This is a genomic window from Nocardioides szechwanensis, from assembly GCF_900103935.1.
GTDB classification, from domain to species: Bacteria; Actinomycetota; Actinomycetes; order Propionibacteriales; family Nocardioidaceae; genus Nocardioides; species Nocardioides szechwanensis.
In genome coordinates, this window is the sequence record NZ_FNIC01000004.1 from 82,622 (window position 1) to 104,676 (window position 22,055).

Genomic DNA, 22,055 nt, shown 5'->3' on the forward strand with positions numbered 1-22,055 from the left:
TGCCGAACGCGCCGAGGCACCTACTCGGGGATCTCAAGCCCGGTGGGCACCTCGACGTACAGCACCAGCTCCAGCAGCGAGGCCAGGTCGGCCTGGTCGTCGCCGCTGGTGAGGTCGAGCTCCACGAAGGCGTCATCCGCCACGACGACGCCCTGGGGCCCGGCCGCCGGACTGAGGCAGACCCAGGCGGTGTCACCGACGTCCGGTACGTCGGTCACGTCGCTCGCGCAGAAGTCCCGCGCCTGCTGCGCGAACTCCGCGGGATCCCCGAGGGTCGGGATGGCGCTCACGATCAACGTCGGCGGCTGGTGGCGCGGGGCCGCGAAGATGCAGTAGTCCACCTCGGCGAGATAGCTGCGCGTCTGTGGGCCGAGCACGTCCCGCACAACATCCAGTGTGAGCCCGCCACAGACCGGGTCGGGTCCGGACTGTGTCTCAGACGGCGGTACCGACGTGGCGGGCGGTTCGGGTTCGCTGGGTGCGCTGGTCGGCGTACCGGTCGCCGGGGAGCTGGGTGTGGTGGACGGTTCGTCGCTGGAGCGGTCGCCGCTCGCGGCGGGGGTGTCGCCCGAGCAAGCGGTGAGGGCGATCCCGACGACGAGTCCGAGCAGGACGCCGGCGGGACGCCGCCAGGTCGGCGACGGCCTCACGGCACCGTCACCGACGGCAGCAGCGCCGCTGCCACCGCGAGCGCCGCCGGCTCCGACTCGTCGGCGGTGACCACGTCGAGCAGGATGCTGACGCTGTCGACGAACACATAGCCCTGCGGACCCACGAACGTGACGCACGCGAAGGCCACGTCTCCCGCCTCGACCTCGGTGACCTCGCCCTCGCAGAGGTCCCGCGTGCCGTCGGCGTACTCCGTCGGGTCGATGGCGATCTCGGTGAGGGAGGCGTTGACCGAGGCCGCCGACGCGTCGTCGACGGGAGCGAACAGGCAGGTCTGCGGGCCGGACGCGGAGACGACCATGTCCTCCCCGATCGCCGCGGTCACGGCCTCGGCGTTGAGCAGCGCGCAGGAGCCCTCGGGCGCGGCGGACGTCGACGGGTCGGCCGCCTCGGTCGGGGACGTGGTCGCGGCCGGCGGTGAGGTGGAGGTGTCCTCGGACGGGCTGCTCTCCGGGGCCGGGTCGGGGTCGTCCCCGCAGCCGGTGAGCATCAGGGGGGCGGCCAGGGCCAGGGCAGCAAGGCGGCGACGCAGGAGGGTCATGCGCTGTCTCTCTGAGCGGGGGGGGCGAGACGAGAGGACCAGCATGGCGCAGGAGAGCCGCCGCGGATAGCGGTTTGCGGGTGGGTCCCGACGTCGAGGGAGCCCGACCCCCTCCCGGGCGAGCCCGCTTGGCCCTAGGCTCGCGCCAACCCCGACGCTTGCCGGGCCGTCGTACCGAAAGAGGCGGACATGAGCACGATCACCATCCAGTCGCCCGGCCAGACCTGGACCTCCGACCAGCCCCGCACCTTCCGGGTGGGCCGCGAGACGGACAACGACATCGTGACTCCGGACCAGTCGGTGTCGCGCCACCATGCCGAGATCCGGGCCGCCGGCGAGGGCTGGGAGGTCGTCGACGTCGGCAGCTCCGCGGGCACGTGGGTCAACGGGCAGCGTGTCCAGCGTGCCGACCTGACGGGCACGACGGCGGTCTCGTTCGGCGCGCAGGGCGGCGGGTTCAGCGTGATGGTCACGGTGACCGGAGCGGCCCCGGCGCCCATGCCGCCTCCGCCGGTCGCGGACCGGCCGGTCACCGCGGGTGTCGCGGCCCCGCCGCCGGCGCTGGCCCAGACGATGGTCGCGGGCGGCGGCCCGGTCGGCCCCGGGACCGGCGGGCCGGGTCTCCTCGTCCGGCGACGCGTGGGCGCCGACCTCCGCTTCGGCACGCATGCCGCGGTGCGGGTGGGGCGTGACCCCGCCCTCGAGGTGGTGGCCGACGACGCCGCGGTCTCCCGCCAGCACGCCGTGATCGAGCCACGCCCGGACGGCTGGTGGTGGGTCGACCAGTCGACCAGCGGCTCCTACCTCGACGGCGAACGGATCACCCGCCTCAAGATCGAGGAGCCGGTCGAGATCCTGCTCGGCCACCCGACCGCCGGCTTCGAGGTGGAGCTGGTGCCGCTGGTCGCGGCCGGCCAGGCGGTCGCCGCGATCCACGGCAAGAAGCGCCGCCGGACTCTCGCCGTCGTGGGGGCCGCGATCGCCGGCCTGGTGCTCGTCGGTGGCGGGATCGCCGCGGCGGTCGTGCTCGGCGGCGACGACGACAAGGACAACCCGCCCGCCGCGAGCGACGGCCTCAGCGAGGCCCACCTGGCGCGGGCCAAGGCGGCCGCGGTGTTCCTGGTCGCGGTCGACTCCACCGGCACGCCGACGCACTCCGGGTCCGGCAGCATCATCAGCGAGGACGGGCTGATCCTCACCAACGCCCACGTCGCCAAGCCGTCGGCTCCCGGCCAGGGGTCGAGCGAGTTCACGGACCCCGACTACCTGCTGGTGTCGCTCACCTCGAGCGAGGACGACAAGCCCGCGACCGCGGCCTTCCGGGCCGAGCCGATCGTGGCCGACGGCTACCTCGACCTGGCCGTGCTCCAGATCGTCGGCGACGCCGAGGGCAACCCGATCGAGGGCACCGCCATGAACCTGCCGGACCCGCTGCCCATCGGGAGCAGCGACGACCTCCACACCGGCGACGAGATCACGGCGCTCGGCTACCCGTCGATCGGCAACGTCGGCGCGTCGCTCGACCGCCCGCTCACGGTCACCCGCGGCGTGGTCTCGACCTTCCAGGCCGACGAGATCATCGGCACCGAGCGCGGCCTGATCGACAGCGACGTCCGCCTGGGCTCCGGCAACTCGGGTGGCCCGTCGATCAACGACGACGGCGAGCTGATCGGCATCAACACCGCCGTGATCACCGCCAGCTCCGAGGACGCCGGCGCCATCACCCAGGGCTCGGCCCTGATCCGGCCGGTCGACCTCGCCGAGGAGGTCCTCCAGATCGCCGAGGACGGCGGGGACCCGTCGTACGTCTCGCCCTACGTCGAGGACATGCCGACCCCGCCGACCGACGCCCCGACCGACGCGTCGTTCGTCTCGGCCGGCTGGGTGAGGGAGGGCGAGCAGGGCGGCTGCGAGGGCTCCAGCACGGTCGAGCAGCCCCAGATCCTGAGCGTCACGCCCGGGGAGCCGCTGTACGCCGAGTACGTCATCACCGGGGTGCCCGACGGGACGCCGATCGGCGTCACCCTCTACTCCCTCGACCTGAGCACGGTCCTCGGAGAGCTCCAGGACACGTGGACGTTCGGGACCGACCAGGCCTGCATCTACGTGCCGTTCGCGGCGCCCGACGGAGTGCCCGGCATCAACGGGGTCTTCGTGGTGGGCGAGGAGGCGCAGCCGGTCGTCGACAACCCGCTCGCCTACCAGTGACGGCCGGGCCATGGAGGTCGTGCTCGTCCTGACGGCGCTGGTGCTCCTGGCCGCCGGCTGGGGGCTGCTGCTCCGCGCGCGCCGGGTCAGGTCGCGAGCAGGGCGGCCGCCGCACTGAGGGCCACGGCGGCCAGGAAGCACAGGCAGGCCAGCGCCATCGAGAGCCGACCGGGCTCGGGCCCGTACGGCGCTGGGCCGAGGCGGTCGGGCAGCACCGTGTCCGGCGCCAGGGGAGGCACCGGCAGCCGCCGCAGCCGTTCCAGCGCGTCGGCGGCCGACTGCGGCCGCAGGGCCGGGTCGGGGTCGGCCAACGCGTCGAGCAGCGGGCGGAGCAAGCCCGGGCGGTGGCCGGTCAGCTCACGGCCCACCACCCCGACGGCGTACAGGTCCTGGACCGGGTGCGGCGCCGCGCCCCGCTCCTGCTCCGGTGCCGTGTAGCCGCGGGTGCCGACCGGGCCGGCGCCGGTCAGCCGCTGCTCGCCGAGCACCGCGGCCACCCCGAAGTCGGCCAGGCGCAGGTGGACCGGCCCCGGTTCGAGCAGCAGGTTGGCCGGCTTGACGTCGCGGTGGACGACCCCGGCCGCGTGCACGGCTGCGAGCGCCTGGAGCAGCTGGTCGAGCAGCAGCGCGACCAGTGGTTCGGGCAGCGGCCCGCGCTCGGCGCGCAGGGTCGCGACCGAGCCGCCGGCCACGAGGTCCATCGTGAGCACGACCCGTCCGGTGTCCGCCGCCCAGTCGATCGGCGCGACGACGTGGGGGTGGCGGATGCGTACCGCCTGCTCGCGCACGAACCGCTGGAGCAGCGCGTCGTCGTACCGGCCGAGGAGCTTGGCGGCCACGATCCGGCGCTCGCGCAGGTCCCACGCCCGCCACACCGAGCCCATGCCTCCGACGCCGACCTGGTCGAGCAAGACGTAGCGTCCGGCGAGGGGCAGGTCGTGGGTGCGCATCACCCGACGGTAGGACGCCTCCGGCCCGCGCGGGCCGCGATTTCCACAGGGTCTCCGCGCGCTGTTAACCTTGCCTGTCTTTGTGACCGCCCACCGACGGGACGGTCGCGTGACAACTGCAAGCCCTCCTGCCACGGAGAGACCGTGGCCGCCGAGTCCAGAGGAGGTGGAGACGCTTTGCGTCCCTACGAAGTAATGGTCATCCTCGACCCGAGTCTCGAAGAGCGGACGATTCAGCCGTCGCTCGAGAAGTACCTCAACGTGATCACCAAGGATGGTGGCACCGTCGAGTCCGTAGACGTCTGGGGACGTCGTCGGCTCGCCTACGAGGTGAAGAAGAACGCCGAGGGCATCTACGCCGTCATCAAGCTGCAGGCCGAGCCGGCCACGGTCAAGGAGTTCGACCGCCAGCTCACGCTCAACGAGGCCATCCTGCGCACGAAGGTGATCCGGCCCGGCGCTCGCTCGCTGACCTGACCGTCTCGACGGTCGGGTGTCCACCTGTGGACGACCGCTTTCCACTGTCGGCTGCCCACGCTTTGATGAGCGTGGACGCAGACAGCATCAACAAGATCATCATCGGATCAGCTAGGGAGACCTGACATGGCAGGCGAGACCGTCATCACCGTGGTCGGCAACCTCGTCGACGACCCGGAGCTCCGCTTCACCCCCTCGGGTGCCGCGGTCGCTAACTTCCGGATCGCGTCGACGGCGCGCACCTTCGACAAGCAGACCAACGAGTGGAAGGACGGCGACGCGCTGTTCCTCTCCTGTGCGGTCTGGCGGCAGGCGGCGGAAAACGTCGCCGAGTCGCTGCAGAAGGGCATGCGCGTCGTCGTGCAGGGCCGGCTCAAGTCGCGCCAGTACGAGACCCGCGAGGGTGAGAAGCGCACCGTCTTCGAGATCGACGTCGAAGAGGTCGGTCCGTCGCTCAAGTACGCCACCGCCAAGGTCACCCGCGCCAGCCGCTCCGGCGGCGGTGGTGGCGGCTACGGCGGCGGGCAGCCCTCGGGCGGCCAGCCGTCCGGTGGCGACGACCCCTGGGCCACCGCGGCCCCGGCGGGTCCCTCCGGAGCCCAGGGCGGCGCACCTGCCGCCCAGGACCCGTGGGGCGCGCCCGGTGTGGGCTCGGAGGAGCCCCCGTTCTGAGCTGATCCATCCACCACCACGGTGGTTGAGGAGGCGCGCCAGCGCCGTCTCGAAACCCAAATCAACCCGAACCATTCCGGCGCCGTACCCACTCGGGGCCGGGCTTCTAGAGAGGAAGCACCACAATGGCCAAGGCAGTGATTCGCAAGCCCAAGAAGAAGGTTTGCCAGTTCTGCAAGGAGAAGGCGACCGGTGTCGACTACAAGGACACCGCCCTGCTCCGCAAGTTCATCTCCGACCGCGGCAAGATCCGCGCGCGTCGGGTCACCGGCAACTGCGTCCAGCACCAGCGTGACGTCGCGATCGCGGTCAAGAACGCCCGCGAGGTCGCCCTGCTGCCCTACTCCTCCACCGGTCGATAGGGGGCTGAGGACACCATGAAGCTCATCCTGACCCAGGAAGTCACTGGCCTCGGTGCCCCCGGCGACGTGGTCGAGGTCAAGGACGGCTACGGCCGCAACTACCTCATCCCGCGCGGTGTCGCGATCCGTTGGACCCGAGGCGGTGAGAAGCAGGTCGCCTCGATCAAGGCCGCTCGCTCCTCGCGCTCGGTCCGCGACCACGACCACGCAGCCGAGATCAAGACCAAGCTCGAGTCGACCCCGGTCGACGTCAAGGTCCGCGCCGGCGAGGGCGGTCGCCTGTTCGGCGCCGTCACCGTCGCCGACATCGCCGACGCTCTCGCGTCGGTGTCGGGCGAGGCAGTCGACAAGCGCACGATCGTGGTCACCAACCCGATCAAGTCGCTCGGCAACCACCAGGTCTCCGTCAAGCTGCACGACGAGGTGTCCGCTTCGGTTGCCCTCAACGTGATCCCTGCCTGACCGGATCCTGACCCGCTCCACCAGCGAGGCCGCCCTCCCCCTCGGGGAGGGCGGCCTCGTTGTCTGTCTCGCGGAGTGTGTGAGGTTCAGTGAGCCAGCAGGGCGTCGATCCGTGCGACCTTGTGGCCACCGAGCGCCCGGACCCGGATCGTGATCCGGCCGGTCACCTTGGGGGCGTACTCGTTGCGGATCACGTAGACCTTGAACCGCTCGTAGCTCGGGGCGTTCAGCTTGATCTTGCGGTGGATGCCCTTGCCGATCTGGATGTCGATCACGCCGAGGTTGGGTCCGGCGGGGGCGATCAGGCGCAGCTCGGTCATCGTGAGCGACTTGGTGACCAGCTGCGTGCCGACCTTGCGCGCCTCGAGGTAGTCGCCGGCGAAGTAGCTGCTGCCCTGGACCCGGCGCCAGCCGCTGCCCTTCGCCGCGAGCAGGTTGAGGGGTACGGCGAACTGCGTGGTGGCGGGGGACGTGTCGCGGTTGCCGGCCAGGTCGATCGCCGCGGCGGTGAACCGCCGGTCGCCGGGCTTGAGCTGGCTGAGCTCGGTGGCCCCCTGCTCGCAGGGCACGGTGGCACCGTCGAGGGTGCACACGAAGTCCAGCACGTTCGCGGCGCTCTCGCTGGAGTCGAGGCGCAGCGAGATGTTGCGGCTGGTGACCATCGGCAGCTCGGGGCGGAGCTCGTCGTACGGCTTGTCGAAGATGTAGGAGTTGGGCGCGGTGGTATCGACCTTGAAGGAGCGCTCCGCGGGGGTCTTGTCCGCGTCCGACGTGTCGGGCTCGGTCACCGTGGACAGCGGGCTGCTGGTGTCGGTCCAGGTGACGTCGGCATCGGTGCCGTCGATGGCGTAGACCTGGAAGGTGTAGCCCGTCTTGTTGTCCGCGAGGTCGGTGTAGGTCTTGGGGCTGGTGCACGACTCCCACGCGGCCGCGTCGAGGCGGCACATGTAGCGCAGGGTGCCGGTGTCGGCGTCGGTGTAGCTGCCGGCGAACGTGAAGCTGATCGAGTCGGTCTTGATGTACGCCGCGCCGTTGGGCTGCGGGCTGCTGCCCGTGACCGCCGTGTCGGGGGGCGTGTCGTCGTCGCAGCCGGTGCGGTCGAGCAGGCTGAGCGAGTCGTCCGCGAGGCACCCCGGGGAGGCGCCGGCAGGAGCCGCGAGCAGGGCCCCGGGCAGGAGCCCGGCCACGAGAGCGGCGACCACGAGGGCGGCGCGGTGGCGGTAGGGCGTGCGGTGCGACATGTGCTCTCCCAGGTGTGGTGCGGTGCTCCTACAACGCCGGAGCGGGGTCCAGGCTACGAAGCCTGCGGCCGCTGCGCGGCGTTTTCGTCGACCGGGGCCCCGCTCCAGGTGCGGCCCGAATAGCTGAAGAGCAGCCAGACCAGGACCACGTAGACCGCTTGGGCGGCCAGCGCGGCTGGGTCGGCGAGGCCGGAGATGCCGGCGCCGAAGACCAGCACCGGCAGCACGGCCACGGCGACGACGACCGTCCGCACGAGTGCGAGCCACTGCGAGGGCTTGACGTCTCCCGCCTCCTCGGCGGCCGCGGCCAGTGCGTGGCAGAGCAGCGCGGTGAAGGCGAAGGCCGGCAGGTCGGCGGCCCAGCCGAGCGAGGCGTCGGCGTCGGCGAGGGCGTCGCGCACGACGGGGAACCACATCGGCACCGACACCGCGGCGGCGACGGCACCGACGTACTGGAGGGGGGTGCGGTGGGGCAGGTCCGCGGGCAGACGGCGTACGCCGAGCAGGACCAGCACCCAGCCGACCGGGTCGGCGTACAGGTCGTAGCCGTTGAGCCGCGCGTAGAGCGCGATGAAGACGAAGCCCATCGCGACGGACTGAAGCGGCTTCATGCCGACACCTTAGGGGCGCCGGTGACCAGCCACCGGTCGCCGCGGGCGCGGTGGGCGAGCACCACGAAGCGGGCGCCCATGAAGGCCGCGCAGAACACGGCCCAGACCGCGACCAGGCCGCCGACGAGGTGGGCGGCGAGCAGCACCAGGGGGGCGTGGACCAGCAGCGTCAGCAGGCCGCCCCAGGCGAGGTAGGTCCCGTCGCCGGCGCCGATCAGCACCCCGTCGAGCACGAACACCACCCCGGCCACGGGTTGCCCGAGCGCGGCCACCAGCAGCACCGGGACCAGGAGGCGGTGCACCTCGGGGTCGGAGCTGAAGAGCCGGCCCAGGAACGGGCTGGAGGCGGCGAGCAGGACCCCGGTCACGACCCCGCTGGCCACGCCCCAGCCGACCATCCGCCGGGTGACGGCGCGGGTCGACTCCACGTCACCCGCCCCGAGGTAGCGCCCGGTGATCGCCTGCGCGGCGATCGCGATGGCGTCGAGCACGAACGCGAGGAAGGTCCACAGGGTCAGTGCCAGCTGGTGGGTGGCCAGCTCCACGGCACCCGGGTCGCGCGGGCCGATCGTCACGGCGTACGTCGTGACCAGCAGGGCCGCGCGCAGGGTGAGGGTCCGCACCACGAGGGCGACCGCGGCCCGGGCGGCCGCGCGGATGCCGGGCAGGTCGGGCCGCAGCGAGGCCCCCTCGCGGCGGGCGGCACCGACCACCACGGTCACCAGGGCCGCGGCGCTGGCGACCTGCGCGAGCACCGAGCCGATCGCCGAGCCGGCCAGGCCCAGGCCGTCGAACGGCCCGGCGCCGTACACGAGCAGCACGTTGAGCACGATGTTGAGCACGTTGCCGACGACGGCGACGACCAGCGGGGTGCGGGTGTCCTGGAGCCCGCGCAGGACGCCGGTCGCGGCCAGCATCACCAGCAGCGGCACCGCGCCGAGGAACGCGATCCTCAGGTACGTCGTGGCGTGGTCGGTGACCTGCTGGTCGGCGCCGAACAGCCGGACCAGCGGGCCGGTGAGCGCTACGCCCGCGACGGTGGTGACGAGCCCGAGCAGGACCGCGAGCCAGACCCCGTCGACGCCCTGGGCGAGAGCACCCCTGCGGTCCCCGGCCCCGAGGTGGCGCGCGACGCCTGCGGTGGTGCCGTAGGCCAGGAAGACGCAGAGCCCGATCGCGGTCTGGAGGACCACCGCGGCGATCCCCAGACCCGCCAGCTCGGGGGTACCGAGGTGGCCGACGATGGCGGCGTCACCGAGCAGGAAGAGGGGCTCGGCGACCAACGCGAGGAACGCGGGAACGGCAAGCCGCCTGATTTCTTTGTCGAGTTCCCTGCGCACCTCGCCATTGTCTGATATCGGCAGTGGATAACTTGCACCGAACTGTGGACAGGCATTGAGGCCGGCGCTTTGTCGACAAACCAACACCCCACAGGGGCATGGACGGCAGATGAACCGAGAAAGGTGCCTACTATTTTCTGTGCACACGCGGGGGACGACGTTTGTGCAGGTCAGAGCCGTCTTCGTCGGTCGTCCCGGGCGTGTCTCCACAGGCCACTCCCCAGGTCCTGCACAGGCGACCGCGTGTCGTCCACGGCGTTGCGGGAGTTATCCCCAGGTGCCTGTGGATAGGGCCCTATCCCTCGGTGCCGTCACCCCCGTAGGTTCGCCGCCTGACCCCGCTGTCGGTGCCGGCTCCTAGCCTGTCGACCGTCAGTCAGGTCATGCCCGCACCATCGCTGTCCGGTCCTTCTCGGCCCGGACGATCAGGGAGCTTGATGAGCGTCACGGAGTCCGACACCCGGGGTCTTCCCGAGCCTCCGTTCGAGGACTGGGGCGACGGCCCCGCGGCCTACGCCCCCGGCGAGCGGCCCAGCCGCCCCGGCGACCGCACGCCGCCGCAGGACATGGCGGCCGAGCAGTCGGTCCTGGGCTCGATGCTCATCTCCAAGGATGCCATCGCCGAGGTCTCCGAGGTGCTGCGCGGGGTCGACTTCTACCGGCCCTCCCACGAGACCATCCACGACGCCGTGATCGACCTGTTCGGCCGCGGCGAGCCGGTCGACATGATCACCGTCGCCGCCGAGCTGCAGCGCAAGGGCGAGCTCCAGCGGGCCGGCGGCGCGCCCTACCTCCACACCCTCGCGGCCAACGTGCCGATCGCGGCCAACGCCGCCTACTACGCCCAGATCGTGCGCGAGAAGGCGATCCTGCGCCGCCTGGTCGACGCCGGCACCAAGATCGTGCAATACGGCTACGCCGGCGAGGGCCAGGTCGACGACATCGTCGACCGCGCCCAGGCCGAGGTCTACCAGATCACCGACCGCCGCGCGGCCGAGGACTACGCGCCCCTGTCCGACATCATGGACAAGGTCCTCGACGAGATCGAGGCCATCGGCAACCGCGAGACCGGCCTCTACGGCGTCCCCACCGGCTTCGCCGACCTCGACGACCTGACCAACGGGCTCCACGCCGGCCAGATGATCATCGTGGCGGCCAGGCCCGCCATGGGAAAGTCTACATTAGCACTAGACTTTTGTCGGGCGGCGTCGATCAACAACAACCTGGCCAGCGTCTTCTTCAGCCTCGAGATGACGCGCTCCGAGATCACGATGCGGCTGCTCTCAGCCGAGGCGAAGGTGCCGCTCAACCACATCCGCAACGGCAAGATGGACTCCGCCGACTGGGACAAGCTGGCCCGCCACATGGGCAAGGTGTCGTCGGCGCCGATGTTCATCGACGACTCGCCCAACATGACGATGATGGAGATCCGGGCCAAGGCCCGCCGGCTCAAGCAGCGCCACGACCTGCGCCTGATCGTCATCGACTACATGCAGCTCATGTCGTCGGGTCGCAAGGTCGAGTCCCGCCAGCTCGAGGTCTCGGAGTTCTCCCGTCAGATCAAGCTGCTGGCCAAGGAGCTCGAGCTCCCGATCATCGCGCTCTCCCAGCTCAACCGTGGTCCCGAGCAGCGCAGCGACAAGCGCCCGATGATGAGCGACCTCCGCGAGTCCGGGTCGCTCGAGCAGGACGCCGACATGGTGATCCTGCTCCACCGTGACGACGCCTACGAGAAGGAGTCGACCCGCCCCGGCGAGGCCGACCTGATCGTCGCCAAGCACCGCAACGGCGCCACCCGCGACATCACCGTGGCCTTCCAGGGCCACTACTCCCGCTTCGTCGACATGGCCCACTGACCGGGGTGAGCCGCCTCCTCCACCTCAACGGGCCTCCTGGCATCGGGAAGTCCACGTTGGCCAGGCGCTACGTCGAAGACCACCACGGAGTCCTCAACTGCGACATCGACTCGCTGCGGACCTTCATCGGTGGGTGGGAGACCTCGTTCGCGGAGGCGGGCCGCCTGATCCGGCCGGCCGCGCTGGCGATGATCCAGGCCTACCTCGCCGAGGGGAACGACGTCGTACTCCCGCAGATGCTGGTCAACCCCACGGAGCTCGCACGGTTCGAGGCCTGTGCCACGCAGGCCGGCGCGAGCTTCGTCGAACGCGTCCTGATGGATGAGGAAGCGTCCGCGGTCTCCCGGTTCCACCACCGAGGTGACTCCGACCCCGACGACCCCTGGCACGCGCAGGTCCGCGACATCGTCGCGGCCGAAGGCGGCAACGAGAGGCTGGCGCACTACCACCGGGCGCTCACAGCGCTGGTGGCCGAGCGTCCGGATGCCCAGGTCATCACGAGCGTCGAGGGCGCCGCCGATCAGACCTACCAGGCGCTGCTGGACTCGTTGGCCTGAGGGCGCTGGTCCCACGGCCCGCCTGAGGTCACGCGTGAAGAGCTGGGCCGAGCCAGCGGCGGACCAGTGCGCGCAGGTCGTCGTCGGAGCGGGGTGGGTCCGACGGGTACTGCAGGAACGAGACGAACAAACGCATCAGGATCTCGGCCAGGTCCTCGAGCTCGTGCTCGCCGACCCCGATCTCGGCCCAGTCGACCGGGACGCCTCTCAGGATGTCCGCGCCGACGGACAGCGCCATCGACGAGGTGACCCCGCGGCTGAAGGTGTCGGTCTCACCGGCCTGGAAGAGCAGCCCGATGTACGGCTCGCGCGGGATGGCCCGTACGGCGAACACCACCGACTCGATCGCGGCCTCGGCCGGGGTGGCGGTGCTGGAGAGGTGGGCCTGCATGCGTTCGATGAAGTTCTCGAGACCGGCCTGGGCGACCGCGCCCAGCAGCTCGGCGAGGCTGGGGTAGTACCGGTAGACCGTCTGTCGGGTGACGCCGAGCTCGGCAGCAATGTCGGAAAGCGTCGTCTTGACGGGGCCGAACTGGTCCACGCACGACAGGGTGGCCGCGATGATCCGCGCTCGGGCCTCCTCCTCCGAGCCAGGTGGGTTGCCCTGCCAACCATGGTGACCCACGGGTCCTCATTCCGCCGTGGCCGCGAGGCCGCGGCGTCCACGACCGGTATACAACGCCGCGAGAAGTGCGATGGCACCGGCGTAGCACGCGAGCACGTAGAGCCCGCTGCCCACCGGCGTGCCGTCGCTGGTGACACCGTCGGTGGCGTCGAGGTACGCCGGCAGCGCTCCCAGCCAGGCCACCGTCATCCCGGCCAGGTAGACCGCCGGGTAGACGCGGGCGAACGGGGTCATCGGCTCGACGTCGTAGGTGTGGCGGCGCTGCACGTGGGTGAGCAGGACCCACGCTCCGGCCAGCCACACGAGACCCAGCTCGATCCCGAGCACCCAGGCCTGGGCCGTCACGTTGGGGGTCGCGCCGCCGAAGATCCCCGAGGGGATGCCGAACAGACCCATCGCCGGAGGCGCCAGCACCCCCGCCAGGGCGATCCGCCAGGTCAGGGACCAACCACGGCGCGGACCGCCGTCGGCCGCCCGGGACCCGGCCAGCTTCACCACCAGGTACGTGAGCGCCGCGAAGGAGACAGAGGCGAAGAGGAACATGCTGTTCATCGGCACCGACGCCAGCGCCGGGTGGTTGACCTCCATGTTGTCGTAGTTCCAGGCCCACCACTTCAGCTGCGGGCCGACCTGGTCGAAGATCTCGTAGAACACCTGGCACACGAAGGCGACGGCGACCGAGCCCACGAGCGCGCCGCGGTAGCGGAAGACCCCGAGCACCCGCACCAGCTCGTAGGCCAGCTGGCTGAGGGCCGGATAGAACGCCACGATGTAGAGCGGGAGCCGGTCCCACATGAACTGCACGGTGAACTGGTTGTGCGCGAAGATGAAGCCGTAGATCTCGTCCAGGCCGAACCACTCGGGGAAGTAGAGCGGCGGTTCGGTCACGAGCAGGTAGACCAGCGAGGCGCACCACAGCGCCAGGTTGACCGGGTCCCCGGCACGCAGGCGTCGTACGGCGTGCGCCAGCGCGAAGAGCGCCCCGCCGATGATGACCAGCTCCAGGACCGGCATCGTCCAGTGGGCCAGGTCGAACGGGTTGCGGACGGAGATGACCGTGCTGACGTCGTGGCAGTCGAAGCCCAGGACCCGGGTGACCTGCTCGGCCGCCGGGCCGCAGCTGCCGCTCATCGTGTCCGCCCGGTGGCGGCGCCGGCGGGCGTGCTCGCGAGGTCCGGCCCGGGCGGTGTCCAGTCGGTCGCCGGCGGGTCCTGCTGCGCGTCGAAGCCGAAGGGCACCTTGGTGCGGCCCAACGCGGAGCTCACCTGGTAACGCAGCAGCCCGGCCAGGACCCGGGGGCTCCTCATCATGTCGCCCAGCGACTCGTCGAGGTTGAAGACCCGAGCGAAGTGCTCGTCGATGACCTCGTCCTCACGTGCGGCGCCGGTGATGAGGTTGAACGCCGGCCAGGTGAGCGCAGCGAGGATCCGACGCTGCCACGCGGGAAGGGTTTCGGTACCCGTGGCACATTCGTAGCCGCGGTCGCGAGCCATCGCCATGTTCCACGGGACCTTCAGGGCTTTGCGCTGCTGGGCGAGGAAGCCCTGGAAGAACCCCCTGTCCAGTGCGGTGGCTGACTGCAGCCAGGCCCGCAGCAGCAGCGCCGAGCCGGCCGCTGAGCTGATGCCTTGGGCATAGAACGGGTTGAACGCGCAGATGGCGTCGCCGATGAACACGATGCCCGACGGTGCCGGGGCCAGGCGGTCGTACCGGCGCCACTTGTTCCCGGTCGACCGGGTCAGGTGAACCTCGGAGTGGGGCTCGCAGCGCGCCATCGTGGCGGCGAACAGGGGCGTTCGCACCCGCTCGGCGGCAGCGACGAAGCCCTCGGGGGTGCGGGGCATGTCGATACTCCACGACCCCATGCACGCCAGGGCCCGGTTGTCCTCGACGGGGAAGAAGTTGACCAGGAACTCGTGCTCCGCGGGGTGAGCTTCCTTGTCCTGGGTCGGCATGACCACCAGGTGCTGCCACCACCACGACTCCGGTCGGTCCTCGGGTGACGGCAGGTCGTACCAGCGCGAGGTGTAGGTCACCTTGGCGTCGAGGGTCTGCGCCGGTGTCTCGGGCCACCCGGCCGCTGCGAGCCAGTCTGACACCGAGGATCCGCGCCCCATCGCGTCGACGACGAGGTCGGCCTCGCACCGCTCGACCCCGTCGGTGGCGGTGGAGAAGGTCACGCCGGTCACCCGTCCTTGCGCGGTCCCGGCGCCCGTCGTCGCGATGCCCGTCACGGAGACACCCTCGCGAATGAGGATGTTGGGCACCTGGCGCGCCTTGTCGCGCAGCACCCGCTCGATCAGGATCCGGGTGCTGTAGACCATCGTCATCGAGGACTGCTTGCGCGACGACCACCCGCTGCGCTCGAGGTAGGCCGCATCCATCGACGGCATCAGGTGCAGCCCGCCGGCAGCGATCAGGTCGTCCTCGAAGCCAGGGAAGAGCTCGTCGATCGCCCGGCGGCCCGAGTTGAGGAGGAAGTGCGGGTGCTTGCTCTGGGGCACCCCTCGTCGGTGAGCGGCTCCTTCAGGAAGCACGTCGCGCTCCAACACCAGCACCTCGTCGAAGTACGGGGCGAGCGCACCGGCGGCGCACAGCCCCGCCACACTCCCACCGAGGACCACGGCTCTGTTGCCCAGCGTCATACCAGCTCCATCAATCATACAATGAGTGCATGAATGTATGATTGATGTCGTACTGCGTCAACAGTGCAGGTCAGGACCGGCCGAGCCAGTCGGTCGCCGTCGCCACGGCGCCGGTGACCGCGGCGAGCACCGCGGTCATCGCGAGGAGCGAGCCGCCGGACCCGAGGTCGTCCCCGAAGAGCACCGCGAGCGCGACCAGGGCGGCGGCGACGACCTGGGCGACCCCCTGCCACGCACCACCCCGGGCTGCCGCCGCACCCCAGAGGAGCACGGCGCACAGGAGGATGACGGTGATCTTGGTCGCGGCGGCGTGCCCGGTCGCGGGAGCGGACCACAGCGGGGACTGGTCGACGGCGACGAAGGGGAGGCTCGCGCCGATCGCGAGCAGCCCGAGCAGCACGGCGTTGAGAGGGGCGAACCGGGGCGCGGCGTTCATCGCGGGTCCTTCACTGGTCGTGACGGCTGACGGGTGCTCCAGGTGCTGGGTCATCAGAACCCCAGCAGCGCCTGGAGCGCTTCCTCGCTCCACGTGTCGGTCTCCAGCATGATCCGGACCGCCTCGGTCAGGTCGGCCCGGCCGTTGGTGAGGTCGGTGCTCAGGTGCCGGAGCTTGCTGAACAGCTCGTACTTCGCCTCCATGACCACGACGCTGTAGGGGTTGTTGAGCTCGGCGTCCCGGTCGAACTGGGACTGGTCGTAGCTGACCTCGGGGATCGGGTCCTTGGCGGTGTCGGCGAGCGACTCCATCGACGCCAGGATGTTGTCGATCGTGTAGAAGTCCATCCGGACCTCGCCCACGGCGTCGCTGAGCCGGGCCGGGGGGAGGGTCGACAGCTCGTCGTTGTTCAGGTAGTCCAGCGTGGTCTGGCCGGCGGCCGTGATCTCGTTCATCCCGGCGTTGAAGTCGTCGCGGAACTCGCCCTCCGCCGCCCAGAAGTCGTTGAGGACGTCGTTGGGGTGCTCGCCCGAGACGGTCCGCAGCGGTCCCTGTGCGTCGTCGTAGATGCCCTTGGCGGCCTCGATCCCGGCCACGACCGGCTCGACGGCACCCTTGGCCGGCACGATGGACGCGATCAGGCCGATGGTGTCCCAGGCCGCGGCGCTGCTGCTGTGCCCGCCGTCGGGGTGGGCAGCGAGCATCGCGTCGCGGACGGACTCGGCCAGCGACAGGGCGCTCGCCTTCGCGGCGTTGATCGCCGCGGCGTCGGCCGCGCCACAGGCGGCGAGGTCGATGAGGTCCTGGCGCAGGTTGTTGCACAGGATGTCGCGGGTCTCGCCGTACCGGCTGTAGAAGGCGTTGAAGGCCTGGCCGTAGTTCTCGGTGTTGGCCTTCTCCACGTCGGCCAGCCAGCCGTGTTGCCGGTCGACGGCGAGCGGAACGTGACGTGCTGACCGTCGATGAAGTCACCGACGATCCACCCGTCCTCGTAGTTGCCCTCTCGCACCGTGTTGGGCAGGGAGTCGCCTTCCCAGATGTCCTTCATCGTCCAGTGGACGAACGCGTCGGTGGCGGCCTTCGCGGCCTCTTCGATCAGCTCGTCGAGTTCGGATTGGAAGCTCATGTCGGTGCTCCAGTGAGGGGGCCGGTGAGGGCGCCTGTGGGGGCTGTTCGGTTCCCTCACTCCTTTCCACAAGTCGACATCCGGAAACCTGCTGGGCTCGCGGAGCGGACTTGACCTTGACGCTGCGTCAACGTCGCACGCTGGCCTCATGAGCAACCACAGCACGGCGATCGAGGTCGCCGGGATGACGAAGTCGTACGGCGACAACACCGTCCTGCGGGGCATCGACCTGACCGTGCCGACCGGCACCGTCTACGCCCTGCTCGGCCCCAACGGCGCCGGGAAGACCACCGTGGTCCGCATCCTGTCGACCCTCATGAGCGCCGACGGTGGTGAGGCCCGGGTCGCCGGCTTCGACGTCCGCCGCGAGCCGGACGGCGTACGACGGTCGATCGGCGTCACGGGTCAGTTCTCCGCGATCGACGAGCTGCTGACCGGCCGCGAGAACCTCCGGCTGATGGCCGACCTGGCGCACCTCCCTCGGGCCGCCGCCGCTGCCCGCGCCCGCGAGCTGCTCGAGCGGTTCGGCCTCACCGACGCGGCCGACCGCCGTGCGGCGACGTACTCCGGCGGCATGAAGCGCCGGCTCGACGGCGGACGGCTGGTCGCGGAGGGGACTCCCGCCGAGCTCAAGTCGCAGGCCGGCGGAGAGACGCTCGACGACGTCTTCCTCGCCCTGACCGGCCATCCCGCCACCCCCGAGACCGACGAGAACGACCCCGAGCTGGAGGAGATCCGATGAGCTCCCTGACGTACGCCGCCCGCGACTCCGCCACCATGCTGGGCCGCAACCTCAGGCACATGCTGCGCTACCCGTCGCTGACCCTGATGCTGATCGGGCAGCCGGTGCTCTTCCTGGTGCTCTTCGTCTACGTCTTCGGCGCCACGATGGGCGCCGGGCTCCCGGGCGGCTCTGTCGACGTCGGCGGCGCCGGGGGGCGGGCCGACTACCTCGCCTACATCGCGCCGACGATGGCGCTCCTGACCGTCGCATCCGTGTCGCTGAGCACGGCGATCTACATCGCGAAGGACGCGACCGAGGGGATCATCGACCGGTTCCGGACGATGCCGATCGCCAAGGCCTCGGTCCTCACGGGGCACGTGCTCGCCGCCCTCATCCAGACCGTCGTCGCCCTGGCCGTGGTGCTGCCGTTCGCGGTGCTGCTCGGCTACCGCCCCGGCGCCGGCGTCGTCGGCTGGCTGGGTGCCGTCGGGCTGCTCCTGCTGCTCGCCGTCGCCCTGACCTGGCTGTGCCTCGCGCTCGGCCTGGCTGCCGGCAGCGTCGAGACCGCCAGCAACTCGCCGATGTTCCTGATGCTGCTGCCCTTCGTCTCCAGCGGCTTCGTCCCGACCGACTCGATGCCGGCCGGTCTGGCATGGGTCGCGGAGAACCAGCCGTTCACCCCGATCATCGACACCCTGCGGGCCTGCCTCGACGGAACCTCGCCGGGTGCCGACGGCTGGTGGGCGATCGGGTGGTGCGTCGTCGTCACCGGTGCGTCGTACGCCTGGGCTCGTCGCCTGTTCGCGCAGGTTCGGGCAGGCTGAGACCGTGCTGACGATCGGCCGGCTGGCGGCGTACTCCGGAGTGACGACGCGCGCCGTCCGGCACTACCACCAGATCGGGCTGCTTCCCGAGCCCGAGCGGGACGCCTCCGGCTACCGCACGTACGCCGCCCCGGCCGTCGTCCGGCTGATCCGGATCCGGACCCTCGCCGAGGCGGGCGTCCCGCTCGCGCGAGTGGAGGAGCTGCTGGCCGCCGGTGACAGCCTCGCGCTCCCGGCGTCGGTGACCACCTACCTGGACCGGATGCGGACGCTGGGTGCGCCGGAGGTGATGGTCGAGATGGAGCGAGACGCGTGGATCCTGATTGCGGCCCAGATGCCGGAGCAGATGGACGAGTTCATGGTCCAGAAGGACGCACAGCTCGACGACCCACTGATGCGGCGCTTCCTGGCGGCCATCGGCGCGGTGATCGCCGGCGACGACGAGTCCGAGGACGTGTTGGCCGAGATCGCCGACCTGGTGGTCGAGATGGCCGAACAGGCCGCGGCCCGGGGCGAGCTCGACGGGCAGGACGACGCGCTGCCGGACAGCTCCTTCGCCGACCTCCTCGACACCGTGGTCCTCACCGCCGGCCCGCGACTGGTCCGGCTCCGCGACCGGATCCAGGAGCTCATGCTCGAGCGCGGCTGGAGCGGCCTGGTCAAGATGGAACGAGTGGGTCAGCCGGACAGGGCAAGTGACGGGGGCATGAACAGCCCATGAGCAGGTACGCGCCACCGTAACCACGGGAGCCGCTCGGGCGTTCCACCTGCGTGCACCCCGACGACCCGGCCACCCCTGACGCCTCTCGACGGGGGCTCCGACGCCGCACCGTGCTGCGCGGCAGCGGCCTGGCCGGGCTCGCTCTCGGCACCGTCGCGGTCGAACCGGCCGCCGGGACGGGACCGGACGCACAGGACGCCCGTCGCTACTCCCGGCGACTCCCGGCCGGCTGGACCTACCCCGTGGCCGAGCGGCTGCTGCCGTTCGGTCACGGCGTCATGTCCGGTGACCCGCTCGCGCACCGGGTGGTGCTGTGGACCCGGATCACCATCCCGGACCGCCGAGGGTGGGACGCCACGCTCGTTCCGGACCCGCAGGGCATCCGGCGGGTCCGGGTGCGCTGGCGGATCGCCACCGACCCGGCCCTGCGCCACGTCGTACGGCGTGGGGAGGTGGTGACCGACGCGCGACGCGACTGGACGGTCAAGGTCGACGCCGACCGGCTGCCCTCGGCGACGACGCTCTACTACGCGTTCGAGGCGCTCGGGTGGCGCTCACCGATCGGTCGGACCCGTACCGCACCGAGCATCACGGACCCGGTGCGCGCGCTGACGGTGGCGCACGTGGCCTGCACCTCGTGGTGGCACGACGTCTTCAACTCCTACGACCGGATCGGCGACCGCCGTGACCTCGACCTGGTCACCCACGCCGGCGACCACGTCTACGACAACTCCGGTGGGCACCCCGCGTCGCGCTTCTGGAAGGGCCAGCGCGGCTGGGACACCGACATCGACAACGCCGACTGGAGCACCGTGGCGCAGGCCCGTCGCCGCTACGCGCTCTACTACGCCGACCCAGCGCTGATCCGGGCCCATCACGCGGCGCCGTTCGCGATCATGGCCGACCAGCACGACTACGACCCAGGTCTGCGCGGCGAGCAGGTCACCCTGACCACCGAGCAGGCCGGCTCGGTGCTCTTCGAGTGGACACCGATCCGTCCGCCGATCCCCGACGGCTCGGGGCGCTTCCCGCCGTCGCCCGGACCTGACCGGAACCTGCCGATCCCCCGAGGGCGCGACGCGCTCTACTCCTACCGGGTGCTCCCGTTCGGACGGACCGCGGACGTGGTGCTGATCGACGTACGCCGCTTCGCCGGGGTCGAGGGACAGGAGTCCCAGGTGCTGGGTGACGCCCAGTGGGCCTGGCTCGAACGCACCCTGCTGGCCAGCAAGAAGCGTGGGGTGCGGCACCGTGTGGTCGTCAACCAGGTGAACCTGAGTCAGCTGCGGGCGTTCAACCTGCCGTTCGCCGAGCAGCTCTCGCAGGCGTTCGGGCTCGATCTCAATGCCCCCGAAGGGGAGATCTACACGACCGGGTGGGGTGGGCACCCGGCGGAGCGCACCCGGCTGTTCCGGTTCCTGCGGGAGCACCGCATCATCGACAACGTCGTCCTGTCCGGCGACTCCCACGGGTTCTTCGGATCCGACCTCGTCGAGGACTCCCAGGCCCCCAGCTACGAGCCCCTGACCGGCGGCGGACTGCTCGGGGCTGTGGGCGTCGAGATGGTCGGGTCGACGATGGGTCGTCCCGGTGGTCAGGACGTGATCGCCGAGGAGCTCTACTTCGCCGAGACCGGGGGTAGCCGCGGCGCGGCCTTCACCGACGCCGCGACGTACGACGCCAGGCACCGCCCGGCCGCGCTGGCACCGACGCTGGCACTGGAGGAGGCGGCAAAGGTGGCCAACCCCAACCTGCGCTACTTCAACTGGAAGGCGGAGTACGGCCACTCGCTGGTGCACCTTCGCACCGACCGTGCGGTGATCGAGTGCTGGCAGACACCGCAGCGAACCCGGTCCGACGAGGCGAGGCTGCTCGCGCAGTTCGAGTCGATGATCGGGCGCCCGCACCTGGCGCCGGTGGCCGATGCCGAGCCGGTGCGCGGGCCTGACCGTGGGAGGCTCGCGCCGGCGGCGCGGGTGACGCGGGTCCGGCGCCGCTGACGTCGGGTGCGACTCCGCTTTCGTGCGGTGGCAGATTGGTGACGTGAAGACACGCCACCTCGGAAACCAGACCACCGGACGCATCGAGGTCGGGGCCATCGGCCTCGGTCTGATGACCTTCGACCAGACCGGCACCCAGCCCCGCGAGCAGCTCGCGGCCACGGTGCGTGCGGCGCTCGACGCGGGCGTCACCCTCTTCGACACCGCGGACGCCTACGGTCCCGGCGACGAGCTGGGCGCGGCCGCCCAGGGTGCGAACGAACGCCTCATCGCCGGGCTCCTCGACGAGCTCGGCGTCCGCGACCAGGTCCTGCTGGCCACCAAGGGCGGCCACGTGCGGACGGAGGGTGGGGGCTGGGGCACCGACAGCTCTGCCGCCCATCTCCACGAGGCCGTCGACGCCAGCCTCGAGCGTCTCGGGGTCGAGCAGATCGCGCTCTGGCAGCACCACCGCCCGTCGTCGAAGACGCCGTACGACGAGGTGATCGGCACGCTCAAGGAGATCCACGACTCGGGCAAGGTGCGGATGATCGGGCTGTCCAACGCCGACCCCGAGCAGATCCGCGCCGCGCACGCCGTCCTGGGTGACGCGCTGGTGAGCGTGCAGAACCAGTTCTCGCCGAAGTTCCGCAGCAGCCGTCCCGAGATCGACGTCTGCGACGAGCTCGGGCTGGCGTTCCTGCCGTGGAGCCCGCTCGGCGGGCTCTCGGACGCCAAGGAGCTGGCCGAGCAGCACCCGGCCTTCGCCGAGGTCGCGGCTGCGCGCGGAGTGAGCGCCCAGCAGGTCGCGCTGGCCTGGGAGCTGGCGCAGTCGCCGGTCGTGATCCCGATCCCCGGCGCCAAGCGTCCCCAGTCGGTCACCGACTCCGCCGCCGCCGCCGACCTCGACCTCACCCCCGACGAGCTCGCCCGCCTCGACGCCGACTGACCTTCTCCTGTGGATGACCGAGGGAAAGTCCGGAACGTTATCGACGCGAATCGGGCGGTTTCAGGTCGATAACGTGCCGT

At 71.0% G+C, this 22,055-nt stretch carries 23 protein-coding genes; 12 read left to right on the top strand and 11 right to left on the bottom strand.

The genetic code is table 11. From position 1 onward, the window contains the following. Positions 1–20: 20 nt before the first annotated feature. Positions 21–377: a hypothetical protein gene (locus tag BLR90_RS11105; RefSeq protein WP_143016189.1), complete on the bottom strand. Its 357-nt coding sequence runs from the start codon at positions 375–377 to the stop codon at positions 21–23. Between the two features lie 269 nt (positions 378–646). After that, positions 647–1,210, bottom strand: a complete 564-nt coding sequence (locus BLR90_RS11110; protein ID WP_091025287.1) for a hypothetical protein — start codon at positions 1,208–1,210, stop codon at positions 647–649. Positions 1,211–1,399: 189 nt separating this feature from the next. Here BLR90_RS11110 and BLR90_RS11115 point away from each other — a divergent pair, with 189 nt between their 5' ends. Next, complete coding sequence (locus BLR90_RS11115; protein ID WP_091025288.1) at positions 1,400–3,418, top strand: FHA domain-containing protein; 2,019 nt, start codon at positions 1,400–1,402, stop codon at positions 3,416–3,418. An 86-nt stretch (positions 3,419–3,504) separates the two neighbouring features. Here the strand turns inward: BLR90_RS11115 and BLR90_RS11120 are convergent, their stop codons facing one another. Then, the gene (locus BLR90_RS11120; protein WP_091025289.1) at positions 3,505–4,368 is read right to left on the bottom strand and encodes a serine/threonine-protein kinase; all 864 of its coding nucleotides are present in this window, start codon (positions 4,366–4,368) and stop codon (positions 3,505–3,507) included. Positions 4,369–4,545: 177 nt separating this feature from the next. Here BLR90_RS11120 and rpsF point away from each other — a divergent pair, with 177 nt between their 5' ends. The 4 genes from rpsF to rplI all read left to right on the top strand — a co-directional run bounded on the left by rpsF (position 4,546) and on the right by rplI (position 6,341). Next, positions 4,546–4,845 carry a 30S ribosomal protein S6 gene (rpsF, locus tag BLR90_RS11125; protein ID WP_091025290.1) on the top strand — a complete coding sequence of 100 codons (300 nt, stop codon included), beginning with the start codon at positions 4,546–4,548 and terminating at the stop codon, positions 4,843–4,845. 126 nt (positions 4,846–4,971) lie between these two features. Next, positions 4,972–5,517, top strand: a complete 546-nt coding sequence (locus BLR90_RS11130; protein WP_091025291.1) for a single-stranded DNA-binding protein — start codon at positions 4,972–4,974, stop codon at positions 5,515–5,517. A gap of 125 nt (positions 5,518–5,642) precedes the next feature. Next, entirely contained in the window at positions 5,643–5,879 is a 237-nt protein-coding gene (gene rpsR / locus BLR90_RS11135) for a 30S ribosomal protein S18 (protein ID WP_091025292.1), read from the top strand. Positions 5,880–5,894: 15 nt separating this feature from the next. Further along, positions 5,895–6,341: a 50S ribosomal protein L9 gene (rplI, locus tag BLR90_RS11140; RefSeq protein WP_091025293.1), complete on the top strand. Its 447-nt coding sequence runs from the start codon at positions 5,895–5,897 to the stop codon at positions 6,339–6,341. Between the two features lie 86 nt (positions 6,342–6,427). Here the strand turns inward: rplI and BLR90_RS11145 are convergent, their stop codons facing one another. From BLR90_RS11145 to BLR90_RS11155, 3 genes are read right to left on the bottom strand one after another with little or no spacing between them, the layout of a single operon-like run. Beyond that, on the bottom strand, positions 6,428–7,582 hold the full coding sequence (locus tag BLR90_RS11145; protein WP_091025294.1) for a hypothetical protein: 1,155 nt from the start codon (positions 7,580–7,582) through the stop codon (positions 6,428–6,430). A 53-nt stretch (positions 7,583–7,635) separates the two neighbouring features. After that, positions 7,636–8,193 (bottom strand): hypothetical protein, encoded by a 558-nt coding sequence (locus BLR90_RS21015; RefSeq protein ID WP_091025295.1) that lies wholly within the window; start codon positions 8,191–8,193, stop codon positions 7,636–7,638. Beyond that, positions 8,190–9,533: an MATE family efflux transporter gene (locus BLR90_RS11155; protein WP_245715263.1), complete on the bottom strand. Its 1,344-nt coding sequence runs from the start codon at positions 9,531–9,533 to the stop codon at positions 8,190–8,192. Before BLR90_RS11155 ends, BLR90_RS21015 begins: the two co-directional genes overlap by 4 nt. A 437-nt stretch (positions 9,534–9,970) precedes the next feature. On the opposite strand from BLR90_RS11155, the gene dnaB reads away from it, so the two are divergent. Continuing rightward, positions 9,971–11,389, top strand: a complete 1,419-nt coding sequence (dnaB, locus tag BLR90_RS11160; RefSeq protein WP_091025296.1) for a replicative DNA helicase — start codon at positions 9,971–9,973, stop codon at positions 11,387–11,389. 5 nt (positions 11,390–11,394) lie between these two features. Then, positions 11,395–11,946 (top strand): AAA family ATPase, encoded by a 552-nt coding sequence (locus tag BLR90_RS11165; RefSeq protein ID WP_091025297.1) that lies wholly within the window; start codon positions 11,395–11,397, stop codon positions 11,944–11,946. Positions 11,947–11,974: 28 nt separating this feature from the next. On the opposite strand, the gene BLR90_RS11170 is transcribed toward BLR90_RS11165, so the two are convergent. The 5 genes from BLR90_RS11170 to BLR90_RS11190 all read right to left on the bottom strand — a co-directional run bounded on the left by BLR90_RS11170 (position 11,975) and on the right by BLR90_RS11190 (position 16,554). Then, entirely contained in the window at positions 11,975–12,571 is a 597-nt protein-coding gene (locus tag BLR90_RS11170) for a TetR/AcrR family transcriptional regulator (protein ID WP_091025298.1), read from the bottom strand. A gap of 6 nt (positions 12,572–12,577) precedes the next feature. After that, the gene (locus BLR90_RS11175) at positions 12,578–13,702 is read right to left on the bottom strand and encodes a hypothetical protein (protein WP_091025299.1); all 1,125 of its coding nucleotides are present in this window, start codon (positions 13,700–13,702) and stop codon (positions 12,578–12,580) included. Further along, positions 13,699–15,216: an FAD-dependent oxidoreductase gene (locus BLR90_RS11180; RefSeq protein ID WP_091025300.1), complete on the bottom strand. Its 1,518-nt coding sequence runs from the start codon at positions 15,214–15,216 to the stop codon at positions 13,699–13,701. Before BLR90_RS11180 ends, BLR90_RS11175 begins: the two co-directional genes overlap by 4 nt. 70 nt (positions 15,217–15,286) lie before the next feature. Then, entirely contained in the window at positions 15,287–15,706 is a 420-nt protein-coding gene (locus BLR90_RS11185) for a hypothetical protein (protein ID WP_091025301.1), read from the bottom strand. After that, positions 15,706–16,554, bottom strand: coding sequence for a hypothetical protein (locus tag BLR90_RS11190; protein ID WP_091025302.1), 849 nt, complete (start codon positions 16,552–16,554; stop codon positions 15,706–15,708). Before BLR90_RS11190 ends, BLR90_RS11185 begins: the two co-directional genes overlap by 1 nt. 372 nt (positions 16,555–16,926) lie before the next feature. Between BLR90_RS11190 and BLR90_RS11195 the strand changes: the two genes are divergently transcribed. The 5 genes from BLR90_RS11195 to BLR90_RS11215 are packed head-to-tail and all read left to right on the top strand — an operon-like array spanning position 16,927 to position 21,975. Next, positions 16,927–17,520 (top strand): ATP-binding cassette domain-containing protein, encoded by a 594-nt coding sequence (locus BLR90_RS11195; protein ID WP_091025303.1) that lies wholly within the window; start codon positions 16,927–16,929, stop codon positions 17,518–17,520. Then, the gene (locus BLR90_RS11200; RefSeq protein ID WP_091025304.1) at positions 17,517–18,326 is read left to right on the top strand and encodes an ABC transporter permease; all 810 of its coding nucleotides are present in this window, start codon (positions 17,517–17,519) and stop codon (positions 18,324–18,326) included. Before BLR90_RS11195 ends, BLR90_RS11200 begins: the two co-directional genes overlap by 4 nt. Positions 18,327–18,330: 4 nt before the next feature. Beyond that, a complete protein-coding gene (locus BLR90_RS11205; protein WP_091025305.1) occupies positions 18,331–19,047 on the top strand; it encodes a MerR family transcriptional regulator in 717 nt (238 codons plus the stop codon). Positions 19,048–19,097: 50 nt separating this feature from the next. Next, positions 19,098–21,047 carry an alkaline phosphatase D family protein gene (locus tag BLR90_RS11210; RefSeq protein ID WP_143016190.1) on the top strand — a complete coding sequence of 650 codons (1,950 nt, stop codon included), beginning with the start codon at positions 19,098–19,100 and terminating at the stop codon, positions 21,045–21,047. Positions 21,048–21,090: 43 nt separating this feature from the next. Next, a complete protein-coding gene (locus tag BLR90_RS11215; RefSeq protein WP_174812381.1) occupies positions 21,091–21,975 on the top strand; it encodes an aldo/keto reductase in 885 nt (294 codons plus the stop codon). Positions 21,976–22,055: the final 80 nt, after the last annotated feature.